Annotated in this window: 20 protein-coding genes; 11 read left to right on the forward strand and 9 right to left on the reverse strand. The window is 69.6% G+C overall.

Annotated elements, in window-relative coordinates:
• Positions 1-22 precede the first annotated feature (22 nt).
• Positions 23-427: a hypothetical protein gene (locus J3P44_RS11555; protein WP_255890498.1), complete on the reverse strand. Its 405-nt coding sequence runs from the start codon at positions 425-427 to the stop codon at positions 23-25.
• Positions 428-767: 340 nt separating this feature from the next.
• On the opposite strand from J3P44_RS11555, the gene J3P44_RS11560 reads away from it, so the two are divergent.
• Both J3P44_RS11560 and J3P44_RS11565 read left to right on the forward strand, forming a co-directional pair.
• Positions 768-1,124 (forward strand): PRC-barrel domain containing protein, encoded by a 357-nt coding sequence (locus tag J3P44_RS11560; RefSeq protein ID WP_255890499.1) that lies wholly within the window; start codon positions 768-770, stop codon positions 1,122-1,124.
• Between the two features lie 182 nt (positions 1,125-1,306).
• Entirely contained in the window at positions 1,307-1,732 is a 426-nt protein-coding gene (locus J3P44_RS11565) for a VOC family protein (protein WP_255890500.1), read from the forward strand.
• Between the two features lie 155 nt (positions 1,733-1,887).
• On the opposite strand, the gene J3P44_RS11570 is transcribed toward J3P44_RS11565, so the two are convergent.
• The gene (locus J3P44_RS11570; protein ID WP_255890501.1) at positions 1,888-2,739 is read right to left on the reverse strand and encodes an abortive infection family protein; all 852 of its coding nucleotides are present in this window, start codon (positions 2,737-2,739) and stop codon (positions 1,888-1,890) included.
• 593 nt (positions 2,740-3,332) lie between these two features.
• On the opposite strand from J3P44_RS11570, the gene J3P44_RS11575 reads away from it, so the two are divergent.
• From J3P44_RS11575 to J3P44_RS11595, 5 genes are all read left to right on the forward strand, one after another.
• Entirely contained in the window at positions 3,333-3,800 is a 468-nt protein-coding gene (locus J3P44_RS11575) for a DUF4395 domain-containing protein (RefSeq protein WP_255890502.1), read from the forward strand.
• The gene (locus tag J3P44_RS11580; protein ID WP_255890503.1) at positions 3,797-5,404 is read left to right on the forward strand and encodes a LuxR C-terminal-related transcriptional regulator; all 1,608 of its coding nucleotides are present in this window, start codon (positions 3,797-3,799) and stop codon (positions 5,402-5,404) included. The genes J3P44_RS11575 and J3P44_RS11580 overlap by 4 nt, the downstream gene beginning before the upstream one ends.
• Positions 5,405-5,487: 83 nt before the next feature.
• Positions 5,488-6,891: an FAD-binding oxidoreductase gene (locus J3P44_RS11585; RefSeq protein ID WP_255890504.1), complete on the forward strand. Its 1,404-nt coding sequence runs from the start codon at positions 5,488-5,490 to the stop codon at positions 6,889-6,891.
• The gene (locus J3P44_RS25510; RefSeq protein WP_255890505.1) at positions 6,888-7,520 is read left to right on the forward strand and encodes a GNAT family N-acetyltransferase; all 633 of its coding nucleotides are present in this window, start codon (positions 6,888-6,890) and stop codon (positions 7,518-7,520) included. Before J3P44_RS11585 ends, J3P44_RS25510 begins: the two co-directional genes overlap by 4 nt.
• A gap of 88 nt (positions 7,521-7,608) precedes the next feature.
• Positions 7,609-7,944: a hypothetical protein gene (locus J3P44_RS11595; protein ID WP_255890506.1), complete on the forward strand. Its 336-nt coding sequence runs from the start codon at positions 7,609-7,611 to the stop codon at positions 7,942-7,944.
• A 321-nt stretch (positions 7,945-8,265) separates the two neighbouring features.
• Here the strand turns inward: J3P44_RS11595 and J3P44_RS11600 are convergent, their stop codons facing one another.
• The 3 genes from J3P44_RS11600 to J3P44_RS11610 all read right to left on the reverse strand — a co-directional run bounded on the left by J3P44_RS11600 (position 8,266) and on the right by J3P44_RS11610 (position 10,229).
• Positions 8,266-9,039, reverse strand: a complete 774-nt coding sequence (locus J3P44_RS11600) for an alpha/beta fold hydrolase (protein ID WP_255890507.1) — start codon at positions 9,037-9,039, stop codon at positions 8,266-8,268.
• A 126-nt stretch (positions 9,040-9,165) separates the two neighbouring features.
• Positions 9,166-9,627, reverse strand: a complete 462-nt coding sequence (locus tag J3P44_RS11605) for a hypothetical protein (RefSeq protein WP_255890508.1) — start codon at positions 9,625-9,627, stop codon at positions 9,166-9,168.
• Positions 9,628-9,680: 53 nt separating this feature from the next.
• A complete protein-coding gene (locus tag J3P44_RS11610) occupies positions 9,681-10,229 on the reverse strand; it encodes a CGNR zinc finger domain-containing protein (protein WP_255890509.1) in 549 nt (182 codons plus the stop codon).
• 26 nt (positions 10,230-10,255) lie between these two features.
• On the opposite strand from J3P44_RS11610, the gene J3P44_RS11615 reads away from it, so the two are divergent.
• The gene (locus tag J3P44_RS11615; protein WP_255890510.1) at positions 10,256-10,450 is read left to right on the forward strand and encodes a hypothetical protein; all 195 of its coding nucleotides are present in this window, start codon (positions 10,256-10,258) and stop codon (positions 10,448-10,450) included.
• A gap of 44 nt (positions 10,451-10,494) precedes the next feature.
• On the opposite strand, the gene J3P44_RS11620 is transcribed toward J3P44_RS11615, so the two are convergent.
• Both J3P44_RS11620 and J3P44_RS11625 read right to left on the reverse strand, forming a co-directional pair.
• Positions 10,495-11,817, reverse strand: coding sequence for a beta-propeller domain-containing protein (locus J3P44_RS11620; RefSeq protein WP_255890511.1), 1,323 nt, complete (start codon positions 11,815-11,817; stop codon positions 10,495-10,497).
• Positions 11,814-12,224, reverse strand: a complete 411-nt coding sequence (locus tag J3P44_RS11625) for a sigma-70 family RNA polymerase sigma factor (protein ID WP_255890512.1) — start codon at positions 12,222-12,224, stop codon at positions 11,814-11,816. The genes J3P44_RS11620 and J3P44_RS11625 overlap by 4 nt, the downstream gene beginning before the upstream one ends.
• 202 nt (positions 12,225-12,426) lie before the next feature.
• Between J3P44_RS11625 and J3P44_RS11630 the strand changes: the two genes are divergently transcribed.
• Entirely contained in the window at positions 12,427-12,933 is a 507-nt protein-coding gene (locus J3P44_RS11630; RefSeq protein WP_255890513.1) for a GNAT family N-acetyltransferase, read from the forward strand.
• 58 nt (positions 12,934-12,991) lie between these two features.
• A complete protein-coding gene (locus J3P44_RS11635) occupies positions 12,992-13,825 on the forward strand; it encodes an alpha/beta hydrolase (protein WP_255890514.1) in 834 nt (277 codons plus the stop codon).
• A 9-nt stretch (positions 13,826-13,834) separates the two neighbouring features.
• On the opposite strand, the gene J3P44_RS11640 is transcribed toward J3P44_RS11635, so the two are convergent.
• Positions 13,835-14,731: an alpha/beta hydrolase gene (locus J3P44_RS11640; RefSeq protein ID WP_255890515.1), complete on the reverse strand. Its 897-nt coding sequence runs from the start codon at positions 14,729-14,731 to the stop codon at positions 13,835-13,837.
• Positions 14,732-14,813: 82 nt separating this feature from the next.
• Between J3P44_RS11640 and J3P44_RS11645 the strand changes: the two genes are divergently transcribed.
• Positions 14,814-15,266, forward strand: coding sequence for a hypothetical protein (locus J3P44_RS11645; protein WP_255890516.1), 453 nt, complete (start codon positions 14,814-14,816; stop codon positions 15,264-15,266).
• Here the strand turns inward: J3P44_RS11645 and J3P44_RS11650 are convergent.
• Positions 15,241-15,681, reverse strand: coding sequence for a hypothetical protein (locus tag J3P44_RS11650; protein WP_255890517.1), 441 nt, complete (start codon positions 15,679-15,681; stop codon positions 15,241-15,243). The two genes, J3P44_RS11645 and J3P44_RS11650, sit on opposite strands and share 26 nt — an antisense overlap.
• Positions 15,682-15,701: the final 20 nt, after the last annotated feature.

Below are 15,701 nucleotides of genomic sequence, written 5' to 3' on the forward strand. Positions count from 1 at the left end.
CCCATCCGGATCAAAAGCCCGCTCACTTGACACTGCCGCCGAAGGAATCGACGGTCAGGTCGTCGATCAGCCACTCACCGTTGCGGTTCTCGAGCGTCGCAGTGCCCTCCCAATGTGACTCCTGCGGCGCGCCCGCATCGAGCTGCAGCTCTCGGCCGCGCACGGGGTAGCTCGAGCCCGTGCTGGCGAAGGCGAAGTCGATCCGGATCCTGTCACCGGACCATCGCCGGTCGGACAGCTCGACGCGTACGTCGGAGTCGGTGATGCCGGTCGGATGACCGTCCATGCCGTCCTCGTACGCCACAGTGGGGTGGACGTCGCGCGAGGTGAGGTAGACCGCCTGCCTGTCGATCTGGACGCCGATGGGGTCTTCTGCCCGACCCTTCACGGCGAAGAAGGCCCGGACGGTTGCCACAGCCGCCTGCATGGCGTCCGCGTCAGCCGAGCTCGGAGACGCGGCAATCGGGGTCGGCGCGGCGTCTCTCGAGGATGACGGTGCCTCGCACGCGGTGCTACTCAGCGCCAACATCAGCACCGCGCACACTGCCAAGCTCAGGCGGTATCCCCCCTTGTCCACGGGCTGATGCTAGGGAAGCCGGCGCGTGAGGGCTGGGGAACTCGGCATTCAGCTCTCAGTCATGCCGTCGCGCCTGGTGCGAAGGCGCCGACCCGCGGGGGCGCTGCACCACCCAGCCCATCGGGTGTGCCCGGACCCGTCGGACGGTGGTTGCCTCGATGGTCCGTCACCGAACCCGAGGAGGACCGCCATGGGCGACACCGTGTGGAGCTACCGCGACAGCGAGTGGGCGCAGGACCGCGACCTGGTCGGCTACGACGTCGAGGTCGAGGGCGGCTCGATCGGCAAGATCGACAAGGCCAGCACCGAGGCATCCAGCCAGTGGCTGGTGGTCGACACCGGCTTCTGGATCTTCGGCAAGAAGCGCGTGATCCCCGCTGGCGTCGTCGTCGGCATCGACCACGAGGATCGCAGGGTCATCCTCAGCATGAGCAAGAACCAGATCCAGGCCGCGCCGGACTACGACGACTCCGAGTGGGCCAACGAGGACACCCGGACCAGGCACGCCGACTACTACCGGCCGTACGCCCCGCAGGACCGGGACTGACGTGTCGCCCGTACGCATCCGGCCTCTCGGCGGTGGCCTCGGCTGCCTGATGATGATCCTGGTGTCAGTCGTCCTCTCCGTGCTGCTGACCGTGGTCCTTAACCTCGGTCGCTGAACCCTTCCCGGCGCCCCCCGCGCTGGCTAACGTGGAACGGACCTGCCGAGCCCGTGAGGAGCACCCGATGGCCGTCCTGCTCAACCCCTACCTCAACTTCCCCGACGCCAAGGCGCGCGAGGCGATGGAGTTCTACCAGTCGGTCATGGGGGGTGAGCTCAACGTGATGACCTTCGGCGACATGGGCACCGAGGGCCCCATGGCCACCCAGGTCATGCACGGGCAGCTCGAGACGCCCGGCGGCATCACGCTCATGGGGGCCGACGCCCCGCCGGAGATGGTGCAGGTCACCTTCGGTGACAACGTCTCGATCAGCCTCTCCGGCGGTCCCGAGGACGGCGACCAGCTGCGGGGCTGGTTCGCGGCGCTGTCCGAGGGCGGTCAGGTCCGGCAGCCGCTGGAGCCCGCCCCCTGGGGCGATGAGTTCGGCATGTTCGTCGACCGCTTCGGGATCAACTGGCTGGTCAACATCGCGGGCGAGTCTCAGGCCTGAGGGCGTAGGCGTTGGGGTCGCGCGCCCTCAGCTCGTGAGTCATACCGCCCAGATTGACGCGCCCCCTACCGGCAACCCTCCACGGTCGGAGTCAGAGAGATCGCGCAACGCCCAGTGCCTGGCTGCCGTCAGGTCCTTGTTTGGGCGGTGTAGTGCTACGCGGAGTCAGTGGCTCGCCACGGCGCGTCGCGGTCCTCGAGGGTTTCCAGCATCAGCTGGCACCACGTCTGGGAGGCGCCTGCGGCGAGGCGCGCGTGGCGTGGCCGGACCCAAGTGGGGACGCTCTCGCGGCCGTGGCCGGTGCCGACCTGATTGCGAAGCTCGGTGATGCCCTGCGTCAGGCTGGTCAGCGACTGGAGGATGCGGCGAAGGGCCTTGCCTTCCTCGGCTGTTCCTTCGACACCAGACGCATTCAATCTCAGCGCCTCCTGCGCGCGGGCGACGAGCTGCGGGACGTCGTCGGACTTCGTGTAGGCGATTTTCCGGCTTCGGAGCACGAGTTTGGCGGTCGACTCAACGAGCTCCTTCGCGACACTGACGGCCAACCGCGGGTCGCTCTCGATGCTGTCGTTGAGGCGGCGAAGGTGGTCGCGAATGGCAGAGGCGTCCGGGAGCGAGGACAGCAACTCGGTGGCGAACTGAACCTGCGCGGACCCGACAATCTGGGTCTGCTCGTCCAGCGTGAACCCGTCCCGACGAAGCTGGTCGATGAACCGCTCGGTGAACTCCACAGCCAACGGCTCTGTCTCAGAACGGTGGGTCATCTCGAACAGGACGTGATTAACGACCTCGACTAGTTTCGCGATGTCGGCGGGGTGGTCGAGGTTCAACGTGGAGATGTACTGGATCGCGAGCCCGCGTCGCTGGCCGCTGACCTCGCTGGCGGCTGAAGCGTCGCCGAGTTCGACGTCGGCGTCGTCGAAGAGGTCTGTGATGGTCGCAAGCGTCCACGAGCCGGCGAACTCGTCGCCGAGTATCCGCAAGGTTCGCTTGGAGAACCGGGCCATGTCGGTGCGCCTCCTTCTGGTCGACACACCTTAGTTCGGCTCGGCGAGACCGACGTCGCCCTTTGCCCTATGCGCTGGGGAGGGGTCCGCTGCACGAACTGGTGTCAGCTTGACCTAGCCCATATCGCCGCCAATGACTGTCAAGCCGTGAACGTGGTTGGCACTTCGCGTCCCGGCGTGGCCGCGCTGGCCCGGTGCCCGGTAGGACCAGGCCCCTCTCCCCCTGCATTCGCCCACACCGCGCGGAGCGGCTGTAGGCCAACATGGGCAGTGTGCAGTTCAGCTCGAACGTGGGGCTAGGTCTCGCCTGCGAAAGTTCAACAGGGAGGGTGCACTGCACAGCGGTTACAGATACAGAGCGGCAGCCGGTCCAGGCAGGACCTGTCCCCTGGATCGTGCAGCAGGTCGCCTGGAGCTCAGAGTGTCACCCACAGTCCAGTCACCGCGTCGGTTGGAGGGCCATCAATGATCTGGGTCGAAGCGGAGGAACCTTGACGCACCAGGCGCTGACATGAACGGTAGATTCCCCCGGACGAAGTTCCGCGGGTACCTCGCCGAACAGGCGCTAGCGTAGGCACTGTCAGGAGCACCATATGGGCACCACCGGAGTCACCTCGTGTCCACTCCGCGGTCAGGTCGACCCGCGCGCCCTCCGATTCGGCGCCGCAGCAACGGCAGGCGTGCTCGCGATCGTGTTGCTCACCGTTGGTGTCGCCCGTCCGCTGGCTCTCGGCCTGCTCGCCTCCCAGGTTGCCGTGTTTGGGTTCACCGCGTTCGTGAGCGTGCACTGGTCCGTGTGGGCGCAGATCTTTGCCCGCTTCGTCTGGCCGCGGATCGGAGCAGCAACTGAGTTGGAGGATGCTCGCCCGGCCCGCTTCGCGCAGTTCATCGGGTTCGTGCTGACCGCTCTGGCGTTGCTGGGCTTCGTGATCGGCGTCGATCGCATTGGCTATGGCTTCGTCGCCGTCGCGGTCGCCGGGGCTGCCACGAACGCAACGACAGGGCTGTGTTTGGGTTGCAAGGTCTACCTGCTGCTGCGTTCGATCGACATGCCACCGTGAGCGCCGCGAGCTCTCTGGCCGCCGGGCAGGCGGCCCTTGCGCGCGCCGCGTGGGCTGACGCGCGCGTGTGCTTCGAAGCAGCGGCAGCAGCCGAGGACTCGCCGGCGGCGTGGGAAGGCATCAGCCGAGCCGCCTGGTGGGAGGGCGACTCGGAGGTGACGCTGTCCGCGCGGGTGCGCGCCTACCATGGCTATCGCCGGATTGAGGATGCCCGTGGTGCCGCTCGGATGGCGATGTGGGTTGCCTCGGACCATCTCGACTTCCGCGGTGACGACGCCGTGTGTGCGGTCTGGCTCCGTCGAGCACACGCGCTGCTCGACGGACACCCTCCCTGCGCCGAACTCGGGTTCGTCCTCCTGCTGGAGGCCGACGTCGCGCTGCTCGCAGACAACGATCCGCGGACGGCCGAACGGATCGCCAGAGCCGCACTCGAGCTGGCCAGGGCGTGCGACGAGATCGATGTCGAGGTGGTCGCGCTTGCCATCCTCGGCGGTGCGCTGATCGCGTCCGGCGCGATCGGGGAGGGGCTGCAGCGACTCGACGAGTCCGCTGCCCTCGCTGTCTCGGAGGAGTTCGGTGACACCGCGGCACCCGGATGGGCGCTGTGCCACACCGTCTCTGGTTGCGCCGATGCCGGCGATTTCGGTCGCGCCGATCAGTGGAGCCGGGCCCTCCACAGCTGGTCCGCCACGTGGCGGGCGCGCCACTTCTTCGGCATCTGCCGGACGTCGTACGGCGGGGTCCTCACGACGAGAGGTGAGTGGCCACTGGCTGAGGAGGAGCTCGCGACCGCGCTGACGGACCTCTCGTCGACCCGGCCGGGGCTCGCCGCTCCCACCACGGTGCGTCTCGCCGAGCTTCGCGCACGCCAGGGACGGTCACGGGAGGCGCGATCTCTCTTCGAGTCGGCCCTGCCGTTTCACCACGCGGTGATCGGACTCGGCGCGCTCGACCTCCAGGCGGGTGACCCCAGGACCGCGATCGAGGCGGCCGAGCGCATTCTGCGGCGTCTCGACGATGCCAGCGTGCTCGACCGTCTGCCCGCACTCGAGCTGCTGGCGCGGGCGCACGCCGCTGCTGGCGACTCGGAGCAGGCACACGCGGCACTCGACCAGCTCGAGGCGCCCGGTCTTGCGACGCCGTACCTCCGCGGGCGGGTGCGCCTGGTCCGGGGCGAGGTGCTCGTCGGCGCGGGGGAGCTCGAGGGCGCGCGCGAGGCTGCGGAGGACGCCGTGGACCTGTTCAGCGGATGTTCGGCTCCCTACGAGACGGCCCGGGCGCGGCTGGTGCTGGCGAGTGCACTGGAGGCAGCCGGGAGACCCGAACGCGCGGCGGCGGAGACGAAGGCGGCTCAGCAGGCACTCGAGCTGCTCGGTGCGCGCGTCGACGCTCGAGGTGGCGACAGCAACTCCGGGACGCTGAGTCCGCGCGAGGTCGACATCCTGCGTCTGGTCGCCCAGGGGTCCAGCGACGCACAGATCGCTGACAGGCTCTTCCTGAGCCCCCACACGGTGCACCGCCACGTCGCGAACCTCCGACGAAAGCTCGGCGCGTCCTCGCGGGCCGCCGCGGTGGCGAACGCCACGAAGCTGCGCCTCCTCTGAACCCATGGCCGGAACGGGCCATTCGCTTCAGATGGCCGTTCCGGGCGACGCGCTCGCTGCCCAGTGCGCACCAGACTCCCACCATGACTCACACATCACTCATCACCGGGGTCGATGAGCTCCGCTTCCGTCTCAGCGGCGGCCTGTACGAGCCAGGCGACGCCCAGTACGAGGACACCTGCACCCTGTTCAACACCATGGTCGAGCGCCGACCGCGCTTCGTGGCCAGGTGCGTCGCGCTCGACGACGTGGTCGCCGTGATCGCCTTCGCCCGCGAGCGCCACCTACCGGTTGCGGTTCGCGCCGGCGGACACTCGGTCGCGGGGCTCTCCCTGTGCGACGACGGCGTCGTGCTCGACATGCGCGGCATGACCGAGATCGACGTCGACCTTGACACACGGACGGTACGGATCGGCGGCGGCTGCATCTGGGCCGACGTCGACCGTGCCACCCAGGCCCACGGACTGGCCACCACCGGAGGCCGGGTGTCCACCACGGGCGTGGCCGGACTGACTCTCGGAGGTGGCTCGGGCTGGCTGGAGCGCAAGCACGGGCTGGCCTGCGACAACCTCCTCGCCGCCGAGCTGGTCACCAGCGACGGCGAGATCGTGCGCGCCTCCGAGGACGAGAATCCGGACCTCCTGTGGGCCCTTCGGGGCGGGGGCGGCAGCTTCGGCGTGGTGACGGCGATGGAGATGAAGCTGCACCCGGTGGGTCCTGAGGTCCACGGCGGCGTGGCTCTCTTCGCGATCGACCGCGCACCGGAGGTGCTGCGGACCTTCCGCGACGTGATGAACGGCGCGCCGGACGAGCTGTCGCTGGCGTGCGCCTTCATCACCGCTCCCGACGAGGATGACATCCCGCGACACCTGCGCGGCAAGCCGGCCATCGCGATCCTCGGCATGTCGTGCGGCAGCCTGACCGACGGTCACGACATGCTCGCACCGGTACGAGAGCTGGGCCCGGATGCCGACTTCTTCCAACCCACGCCGTACGCCGACTTCCAGTGCTCGGTGGATGACCCCCCGGGCTACCGCAACTACTGGACCGCCGAGAGCGTGGTCGACCTGCCCGACGAGGCAATCGACGCCCTCGTGGCGCGGGCAACGGAGCTGCCGGCCGGACCGTCGCAGCTGTTCATCGTGGCCTGGGGCGGCGCGGTACGGCGCTACGGCGCCGAGCACTCACCGCTGACCGGGCGGGAGGCCGGCTTCATCGTCCACCCCCTGCTGCTCTGGGAAGATCCGGCCGACGACCAGCGCTGCATCCGCCTCGGACGTGCCTTCCGCCAGGACATGCGCCCATTCTCAGCAGGAGCCACCTACCCGAACTTCATCGGCGAGGAAGGTGTCGACCGCATGAGGGCGGCTTTCGGTGCGAACACCGAGCGCCTCACCGGGGTCAAGGCCGAGTACGACCCGGATGGCGTCTTCAGGACCCACCAGGCGATCCGCGAGATCGCCGCGGGCGAGAGGACTGCCACGTGACGACAAATGCCACACGCGACCTCGCACGAACCCCAATACGCAAGGGCCGCACCGAGGAGACACGGCAGCTCGCCGGTGTGCTCGGGCGAGCCTTCGAGAACGACCCCCTCTCGACGTTCGTCCTTCCCGACCGGTCCACGCGGCGTCGAGGCCTCGAGGCGTTGTATCGACTCGTCTTCGTGCCTGATGCCTTGCGCGACGGCGAGTGCTACACGACGACCGACCACGGGTGCGTTGCCCTGTGGAAGCCGGCCGACCAGCCACGCCCAAGCCTGCTCGAGACTCTCCGGCTGACTTCAAAGATCGCGCGGGTCCTCGGCCGTCAGACTCCTCGAGCGCTGCGGGTGCTCACCTACATGGAGGCCCAGATCCCGCGAGAGCCGCACGCCCACCTGATGCTCCTCGGCACAGACCCGAGATGCCAGGGACAGGGACTCGGCAGTCTCGTGCTGCGCGAAACGCTCGCACCACTGGATCGTGAGCGCGTCCCCGCCTACCTCGAGGCCAGCACTCCTCGCAGTCGAGCGCTCTACCTGCGTCACGGCTTCGTCGTCATGAACGAGATACGCCTCCCGGGCGGCGGACCACCACTGTGGCGCATGTGGCGCGACCCGCAGGACCCCCAGTGACTGCGGACTCACGAGCGAGGACCTCCCAGAAACCAAGCCCCCCCACACCCCCGACGACACGTCCCCGACAACGACACCTGGAGAACTCATGGACCTGAACCGCACTCGCACCCGGACGACCCGCATCGCGGTCGGCGCCGCCTTCCTCGCCGCAGCCACCGCTGCCGCCGGGGCCACACCTGCCTCCGCCGACCCGGCCTACGGAACGAGCCACCAGCTGCGCGTGCTGTGCGGCGCCGCCGGTGGCGACTTCCACGCCGCCCGCTTCGGTTACTGGAGGTGTCAGGACGCACGACTCGACGGGATGGGCACGTTCTGGGCAGCTCGATCGCTCTGTGAACGAGCCGCGGGGCGCACGTACCTCGAGGCCACGAGCATCCCCGAAGTGGGCCGAGGCACGTGGGTCTGCGCCCCTAACTATTGATCCGCTCCCAGAGGGTGGAGGGCTACGAGCACCCCGGTGAAGAGACTGCACACACAGTCGGACGAGCGTCGTCCCGCTGTGACGCGGCGATCCACCGCACGTCTCTGCCCCATCAAGGGGAATCCTTGCTGTCGCCCGGCTGGGTAGGAATGCGTGCGTGCCCGTCGAGTTTCGCCCTCAGGTGAGACACGCTCCGCCTATGGGTGCGAGCTCGGCGGGCGCGCCCAATCGCGCAGGCATGTTCTTTACCTCGCTCAGTGCGTCGTACCACCGCCTTCCGGACGGCACGATTTGTGCACGCAGTCGCGACGACGGGTTGTCCTACGTGGTGGACTTCCGCTCTGAACGCTGCCACAGACTGCGGAGCGAGGCAGCGAGCGCCGGCGCGTCGGCGCGGTGGGGTGGGTCGAAGTGATGGCGGCGGGGAAAAACCTCGAGCCAGAAGTCGTCGAAGACGCGGGCCAGACGCTCCGCTTCCTCGCGGAACTGGTCAGGGTTGCTGAGCGCCCCCAGGGCGAAGTACACGGGACGGTGGAAGCGGCGCAGCGCGTCCCGATCGAGGTCGTAGGTGTGGAACGCGTTGACCATCGCGCGAATGCCTCCCGGGCGTTGGGCCATCCATGGAGGCGGAGGGCCTTCCGGCCGGGCTGGCGGATCTACTCCTTGGCGCAGTTGCATGCGCACGAAGGCGGGCAGTGCCTCCTCGGGCGGCAGGGCCGCTACTCGCCGGTACTCGGGCCACAATGCCTTGTGAGCCTCGCTGGCGTCGGCCCAGTTTCCGGCCCATGCGGGCTCGAGCAGGGCGAGACTTGTGAGGTACCCGCCATGAGCGGCGGCGAAGGCCAGCGCAACGGACGCACCGCCGGAGTACCCGACCAGGTGGAACTGGTCCCAGCCTCGCGCCTTCGCAGAGGCCAGGACCCCGGCTACCTCTACGTCGAGGGAGTAGCCGGGAGGGGGAGTGCTGGTCGCGTACACCTCCAAGTCCTTTGCCACTGCGTCCACGTCGGCATCGAGGTCTGCCAGCAGATCGCCGAAGGCGCCGGCGGCGGGCATCACGATCCCCGGCAAGAGAATGACCCGCCACGCGTCCACACCATCAGGTTCCGCCAGGCCAGGCGCGTACACAACCCCGTTGGACGGTAGTACGGGCACCTGATCGCGCTCGTTCGAAGCGGCGTCTAACCGCCGCAAATGCCGCGCGCAGCGGACCGCGTGCGACTAGGAGCCTTGCTCGTCCTGGAATCGCTCGCCTGCGGCCACCGGACGGCTGCTTCCCCTCTTGAGCGCACCTGTGAGGACTGACAGGAAGGGGGCGAGAACTCCGCAGGCGAACACTGTGGCCGCCCCCTGGACCGAGGTCCACAGGGAGACCATCCACGCGATGACCGCGTAGCCAACCAGCCAGCCCGGAGCCGTGACGACCGCAAGGACGACCCAAAGTGGTCTGACCCGCCGTGGTCGGGACGCAAGCGGAATGGCGATCGCGAGGACGCAGAGACCTGCAGCCCACAACCACCAGGCCGCGCGCCAGCGTGCCGGGTCCTCGAGCGTTCCACAAAGGCTGATTTCACACGCACCGCCGTCCTGCAACAGCTCTGGTTGAGGCGGGGCCCAGAGGCTCGAGACGCTCATTGCGATGACGCCCGCGCCGACCAGGGTCCAGGCGAGCGAACGGCGCATGCTCGGAGTCTGCCCGAACCAGGCCAACAACTGGTCTCCCCGCGGCGAACCGATCAGTGAGCGGTCATGGAGCGTCTGCCGCGGTGCCGGCGGACCGCGGCGCGGTTGGCGCAGCGGACCGAGCAGTAGCGCTGTCGCCCGTTGCGGGTGACGTCTACGACCACTGCAGCGCATGGGTCTCCCTTCGTCTCCCCCGCCGCGCACCGGCTCAGGCGATGTATGCCCCGAGTGGTCAGGTGCAACGCGGTGCCCACGCTGATCACCGCTCGCAGCACGTCCGGAAGCGAATCGTTGGCGTCGTCGCGATAGTGAAGGTGCCATCCTTCCCGCCCGTGGTCGGTCAGCCGCGGATACGCGGTCGCTTGCGCCAGCAGGTCGTTGAGCAACCGCGCCCGTTCACCCGGCTCCGGCGCGTCCACGACGCGAAGCCACTCGTCGACGACCCGGCGCGTGCGCCAGTAGTCATCTGGCGACTCAGCGAAGTCCATCGTCATGCCGAACTCCCGGGTCCGGGCTTCGATGCCCGCCCGGTCGTCAGGCCAGTCGTCCGCGAGCGAGGCAGCCATGAGCACGGCGTACTCACCGTAAGGGTTGAGATGCACAAGACCATTACACCAGAGTCGTGACCATGACCGACATCGCAGCTGAGCTGTCCCGGCGCGCGGACGCCATCCACGAGCACGGCTGGCTCACCGAGTCCAGCCATCAGACGTCGGAGGGCCGAGTCCTCTACGTACGCTGCGCCCGTTGCGGCGTGCGACGCGTCGACCTGCAGCCTCACCCGCTCTCACCCCCGCGGTCGATGAGCCGTGACCTGGGGTGAAGGTTCACCGTCGCCGAGTCGCGGACGTTTCGACGGGCGCTGGATCATCCCGGTCGCCGGGCCCACATCTGGGTCGGGGTCCACTGGTGGCTGTCGTAGTTCGGCACCGGGTCGATCGCGTCCGTCAGCACCGTCACGTTGCTCGGGTCGTCGGCCGAGACGGCGATCACTCCGCCGGGCAGCGTCTCGTCATCCTCGGTCCAGGCCGCGTACAGCAGCGTCGTCCCCTCAGGCGACCACGAGACCGTGAACGGGTACCAGAGCTGCCCGTCGGCCTCTGGCGCCTCGATGACGGTCTCGGACTTGTCGGCGACGTCCACGAGGACGACCTCATGTCTCTCTCCGCCGCCGGCGAGGCGTTGGTAGGCGATGCGGTCCCCGGTGGGCGACCACACGAGCCCGATCCCGTGGAGGTTCCCGCCCGCCTCGGCGAAAAGCAACCGCTCGTTGGCGCCGTCGCCGTCGACGAGCCAGAGGTCCGGGGGGTCGGTCTCGCCGCCCGTGTACGCCAGGGTCGCGCCGTCCGGCGACCACGTGATGTGTGCGGCCTCGACAGAGCCGAGATGGCGGAGCTCACCAGTGGCCACCGAGTAGACGCTGACCGGCGTCGACAGCGTGCGTGCCGCGCGGGAGGGCCCCATGTCGCCCGCGATCGCGAGCTCGTCGGTGCCGGGGCGCCACTCGAGATCGCTCGGCCGCAGGTCTGGCAGACGCCGAATCGTGCCGGTCTGCGTGTCGACCACCCATACCTCGCCGTCTCCTGCGAGGGCGACCCACCGACCGTCCGGTGCCCAGATTCCGCACGGATGGACGTCGTGACCCGTGATCACGTCGAAGCCGTCGAGCGCGATCACGGTCGGGGTCCCGGTTGTGCCGCTCTGGTCGACCGGGACGATCACGAGCTCGGCGTCGATGGGCGAGGTGTCCGACGTAGGGCTCACTCGGCCGAACAGCAGCCTCGTGCCATCCGGCGACCACGCCGGGCACGCCTCGGTGGTCGCAGCCGATCCCGCGACCTCGAGCCGGCGGGCGTCCTCGCCTGGCCGGAGGAGGTAGATCTCGCCCCCGCCCTGCCACGTGTCGACCGCTACCCACCCGTTGGTGTCCGACCCGAGCGTCCTCGTGCTGGGGAGCCTTGGGGCGGCGGGCTGTGCCGGCTCTGTACGCGTGCCTCCCGTCGTCAGCGCGGCCCCAGCTGCAACCAGCGCGACCGCAGCGGTCGTCGCGAGAACAGCGGCTGCGCGGTTGCGGCGTGCCCGCTTGCGGCCGGCGGCCACGTACGACGGCACGTCGAACGTCAGCGCACCCGGATGGTCGTCGACGGCGGCGTGCAGCCGAGCGGTCCAGATCTCCTCGGGGGTGCTCATGCCCGATCCTCGCTTCGGTAGTGGGAGGCCAGGGCTTCCTCGAGCTTGTGCAGCCCGATCGCGCACTGACTCTTGACGCTGCCCTCGCTGATCCCCAGGTCCCCCGCGGTCTCGGCCACCGACAGGCCCCAGTAGTGGCGCAGCACGACAACCCGGCGCTGCCCCGCCGGGAGGGCTTTCAGCGCCCGGATCAACGCCCGGTGGTCGACGTCCGGCATCTCCGTGACGGGCTCGTGCCCCTCCAGCGGCTCGGACTCCCGCCGCCACGGGCGACGGAGCTCGTCGATGTGTGAATTGACGATGACCCGGCGTGTGTAGCCGTCCAGCCGGTCCCCGCGCACCAGCCGTGGCCACGCGACGTAGAGCTTGAGCAGCGCGTTCTGCACCAGGTCGTCGGCCTGGGCCACGTTGCCGCACAACAGGTAGGCAGTGCGCCACAGCGCAGGTCGAGACCCCCGCGACGTACTCCGCGAACTCCTCGTCCTGCCTGGCCGCACCCATGGCAACCTCCGTCTGCTTCTTATAGTCCAACGGAACGGACACAGGATCGGTTGGATCGGGCTGTCCGCTGGACCAGCCCAGCACCAGAAGCGCCCCTAGGATCGCGGAGTGACGCTTCGGCTCGACACCGCTCGGTTGGTGCTGCGTCCCGTCGAGGAGGACGACCTCGACGTCCTGCTCGCGATCCGCAACGCGCCAGCCGTCGTGGCGACGACGAGTACGGGTGCACCACTCCCGCGCGAGCGGATGGCCGGCCAGCTCGCTCGCCGGTGCGCGAGCTGGCGCGAGCACGCGTACGGCTCCTGGCTGGTGCTGCTCGACGGTGAGCCCGTCGCCTTCGTCGAGGTGGCTCCGATCGGCGAGGGAAGCGGCGTCGACCCGGACGCGATCGAGATCGGCGTCGTCGTCCACCCCGACCACTGGGGCAAGGGCTTCGCGCTCGAGGCAGGCTTGGCTGCCGCCCGCGACCTCTTCGAGCGCAAGGAGCTCGACCGGGTCTACGCAGGGGTCGACCCCAGCAACGTGAAGTCCCTGCGGGCGCTCGCGAAGACGCCCGGCGTACGCCAGCTGGACGACGAGCTCTTCGAGCTCACGCCCGAGGCGCTCCTCGGCTGACCTCGAGCGGGCGGTCCCTCTCGCTTGCGACGCCGGAGGACCGGGGCGAGCATGAGGAATGACCGGGCGGAATCGCGGAGGGCTCTGGCGTGGCCTCCTCGTGGTGCTGCTGCTCCTGGGGACGGTGGTTGCGATGTCGTGGGCGCTGCAGCGTCAGCTGATCTACTTCCCCGACCGCACGCCGGTGCCCGGGGCGGGAGAGGTCATCGCCGGCGCCCGGGACGTCACCCTGCACACGGCCGACGGGCTGGAGCTGCGCGCGTGGTTCGTCCCGCCGGCGGGCCCGACGGATGAGGGGGTGGCCGTGCTGGTGGCGCCGGGTAACGGTGGCAACCGGGCCGGCAGGGCCGGCTTCGCCGAGGAGCTGAGCCGCCGCGGCCTCGCCGTGCTGCTGATGGACTACCGCGGCTATGGCGGCAACCCCGGCGAGCCCAGCGAGGACGGCCTCGCCGCCGACGCCGACGCCGCTGTGGAGGCGCTGGAGGAGCTGGGCTTCCCAGCGGAGCGGACGCTCTACTTCGGCGAGTCGCTGGGCTCAGGGGTGGTTGCGGCTCTCCAGGCCCGGCACCCACCGGCGGGGATCGTGCTGCGCTCGCCGTTCACCGACCTCGCCGACGTCGGAGCACACCACTATCCGTGGCTTCCCGTACGCGTGCTGCTCCGCGACCGGTTCCCTGTCGTCGAGCACCTGACCACCAGCGACGTGCCGGTGACGATCATCTACGGCGACCGTGACTCCGTGGTGCCCACAGTGCTCAGCGCCCGCGTCGCCGACCAGGCTCCCTCGCTCGCCGAGAGGGTGGTGCTCGCGGGTGCCGACCACAACGACCCCGTCATGTTCGGGTCGCGCGTGGCCGACGCGGTTGCGCGGCTGGCGCACCGCGTGGAGTGATGAAGCGGCTCACCGCGTCAGGTCGCGCAGCATGTCCGCCCAGTGCTCGAGGTAGGCACTGCCGTGCCCCTTGCCTTCGCGCAGCGTCAGCCGGGCGTGGGGGATCTGCTGCTGCCACCAATCGGCGTAGACGTGCGAGACGAACGCGTCGCGCTCGCCGAACCACAGGAACGTCGGCTGCCTGATGGAGCTGAGGTCGACGTCCCAGGGACGGCCGACCGTCAGGTTGTCGAGGGCCATCCCGTCGTACGTCAGCAACGCCTCGCGCAGGTCCTGGGCGAAGCGGCGACGCATCCCGGGCGTCATGTAGGACAGGTCCTCGTCGGGCTCCCCGTCCTCGCCCGCGGCGAGGGCGTCGAAGGCAGACATCAGATCCTCGTCGGACTCCCGGCTCAGCATGTCGTCGAACCACGTCGCGGCGAGCCGGCGGTAGGCGTGGAGCGCCTCCTCGGTCTCGCCCCGGGCGTACGTGGCGACGATCTCCCGCTCGGCCGCCAGCCCAGCGTCGTCGGCCGGCTCGAGCTCGTTCCACGGCCCGATCCCGACGGCGATCCCCAGAGCCGTGATTCGGTCGCCGCCGACGGCCGCGGTCGCCGCCGCGGCAGGCGCACCACCGGACACGCCCAGGACGGCGAGCTGGTCGATGCCGAGTGCAGTGACGACCTCGATCGCGTCCTGACCTCGCTCGGCCAGGCTGGGGTTCGCGGGAGCGGAACGGCCGAAGCCCGGACGGCTCACGGAGACGAGTCGTACACCGCACTCGTGCGCAGCCTCTTCGGCGTGGGCGGCGGCGAGTCGAGAGCCCGGCAGCCCGTGCTGGAGGAGCACGGGGAAGCCATGGGCGTCGCCGCCCTGCGCCGTGTCGACGCGACGGCCGTCGCGCAGCGTCAGGTGGTCGAGCTGCATGCCCACGAGGCTAGGTCCGACGAGGTGGACCTGTCGCGGGACGCGTACTGCTGCGAAGCATCGACCTGTCATGCTCCCGTCCATGGTGGACCACCTCGACGAAGCCGGTGGCAGGCGCCGCGAGCCCGGGATCGACTACCTCACTGCGGTGTCGGTGGCCACCGCCGCCGGCGGAGCGTCCTTCGTGCTGTTCCCGGACCTCGTGTACGACGTCTTCGGCTGGATGCTCTACGGCGCGGACTTCGCGGCCTCGTTCGGCGACGAGGAGGCGGCCTACATCCGACTGGCGCACACCGTCATGGGGGCCTTGATGGCCGGATGGTTCGCGTTCACCGCCTGGTTCGTTCGCGGCGTCCTCCCGCGCCGCGTCCCCGGCGCCTGGAACGCACTTGTGCTGGCATTCCTCCTCTGGTTCCTCCTGGACACCAGCTACTCAGTGCTCTCTGGCTTCTGGCAGAACGCGGTGCTCAACCTGTGCTTCCTGGTGGCCTTCGCCCCTGGTTTCTGGCTCACGCGCTCGCTGCGACTGGTGTAGCGGTCGCTCCCGCCTGCTGCCTCAGGCGGTACGAGCCGGCTGAAGCCATGGCGGCGCCGATGGCGAGGCCCAGCGCGACGTTGGCGCGGTGAGTGGGCGGGGGGCGTCGCCCCCACGTGGCCGGCTCGGACAGGATGCCGACGACCACGCCGATCCCGATGGCCGCCGTGGTCCGGGCCGCCCACGCGGACGCGGGGTCCCCTCGCGCCGCCGCCCACATCGCGATCGCCGGCATCGGCCAGGGCGCCGCGACGGCCGAGCCCAGGCCGAGCGCTAGGTGGGTGCGGACCGGGCCCGGGACACGTACGCCGAACGGCTCCCCAGGGAGATCCGGTCGGGTGGCCGCCACGGCCGTGGTCCAGACGGTCGAGGTCAGGAACAAGGCGGCTGGACCCATCAGCAGCGGATCTGCCATCACGCACCTCCGGATGCGGC

Source organism: Nocardioides astragali, assembly GCF_024436375.1.
Taxonomy (GTDB): domain Bacteria; phylum Actinomycetota; class Actinomycetes; order Propionibacteriales; family Nocardioidaceae; genus Nocardioides; species Nocardioides astragali.

Coding starts and splice junctions, on each gene's coding strand:
- J3P44_RS11560 (WP_255890499.1), top strand. CDS start 768: ATGGGCGACACCGTGTGGAGCTACCGCGACAGCGAGTGGGCGCAGGAC.
- J3P44_RS11615 (WP_255890510.1), top strand. CDS start 10,256: ATGACCGACATCGCAGCTGAGCTGTCCCGGCGCGCGGACGCCATCCAC.
- J3P44_RS11650 (WP_255890517.1), bottom strand. CDS start 15,681: ATGGCAGATCCGCTGCTGATGGGTCCAGCCGCCTTGTTCCTGACCTCG.
- J3P44_RS11585 (WP_255890504.1), top strand. CDS start 5,488: ATGACTCACACATCACTCATCACCGGGGTCGATGAGCTCCGCTTCCGT.
- J3P44_RS11605 (WP_255890508.1), bottom strand. CDS start 9,627: ATGCGCCGTTCGCTCGCCTGGACCCTGGTCGGCGCGGGCGTCATCGCA.
- J3P44_RS11565 (WP_255890500.1), top strand. CDS start 1,307: ATGGCCGTCCTGCTCAACCCCTACCTCAACTTCCCCGACGCCAAGGCG.
- J3P44_RS11575 (WP_255890502.1), top strand. CDS start 3,333: ATGGGCACCACCGGAGTCACCTCGTGTCCACTCCGCGGTCAGGTCGAC.
- J3P44_RS11620 (WP_255890511.1), bottom strand. CDS start 11,817: ATGAGCACCCCCGAGGAGATCTGGACCGCTCGGCTGCACGCCGCCGTC.
- J3P44_RS11570 (WP_255890501.1), bottom strand. CDS start 2,739: ATGGCCCGGTTCTCCAAGCGAACCTTGCGGATACTCGGCGACGAGTTC.
- J3P44_RS11645 (WP_255890516.1), top strand. CDS start 14,814: ATGGTGGACCACCTCGACGAAGCCGGTGGCAGGCGCCGCGAGCCCGGG.
- J3P44_RS11555 (WP_255890498.1), bottom strand. CDS start 427: ATGCAGGCGGCTGTGGCAACCGTCCGGGCCTTCTTCGCCGTGAAGGGT.
- J3P44_RS11595 (WP_255890506.1), top strand. CDS start 7,609: ATGGACCTGAACCGCACTCGCACCCGGACGACCCGCATCGCGGTCGGC.
- J3P44_RS11640 (WP_255890515.1), bottom strand. CDS start 14,731: ATGCAGCTCGACCACCTGACGCTGCGCGACGGCCGTCGCGTCGACACG.
- J3P44_RS11635 (WP_255890514.1), top strand. CDS start 12,992: ATGACCGGGCGGAATCGCGGAGGGCTCTGGCGTGGCCTCCTCGTGGTG.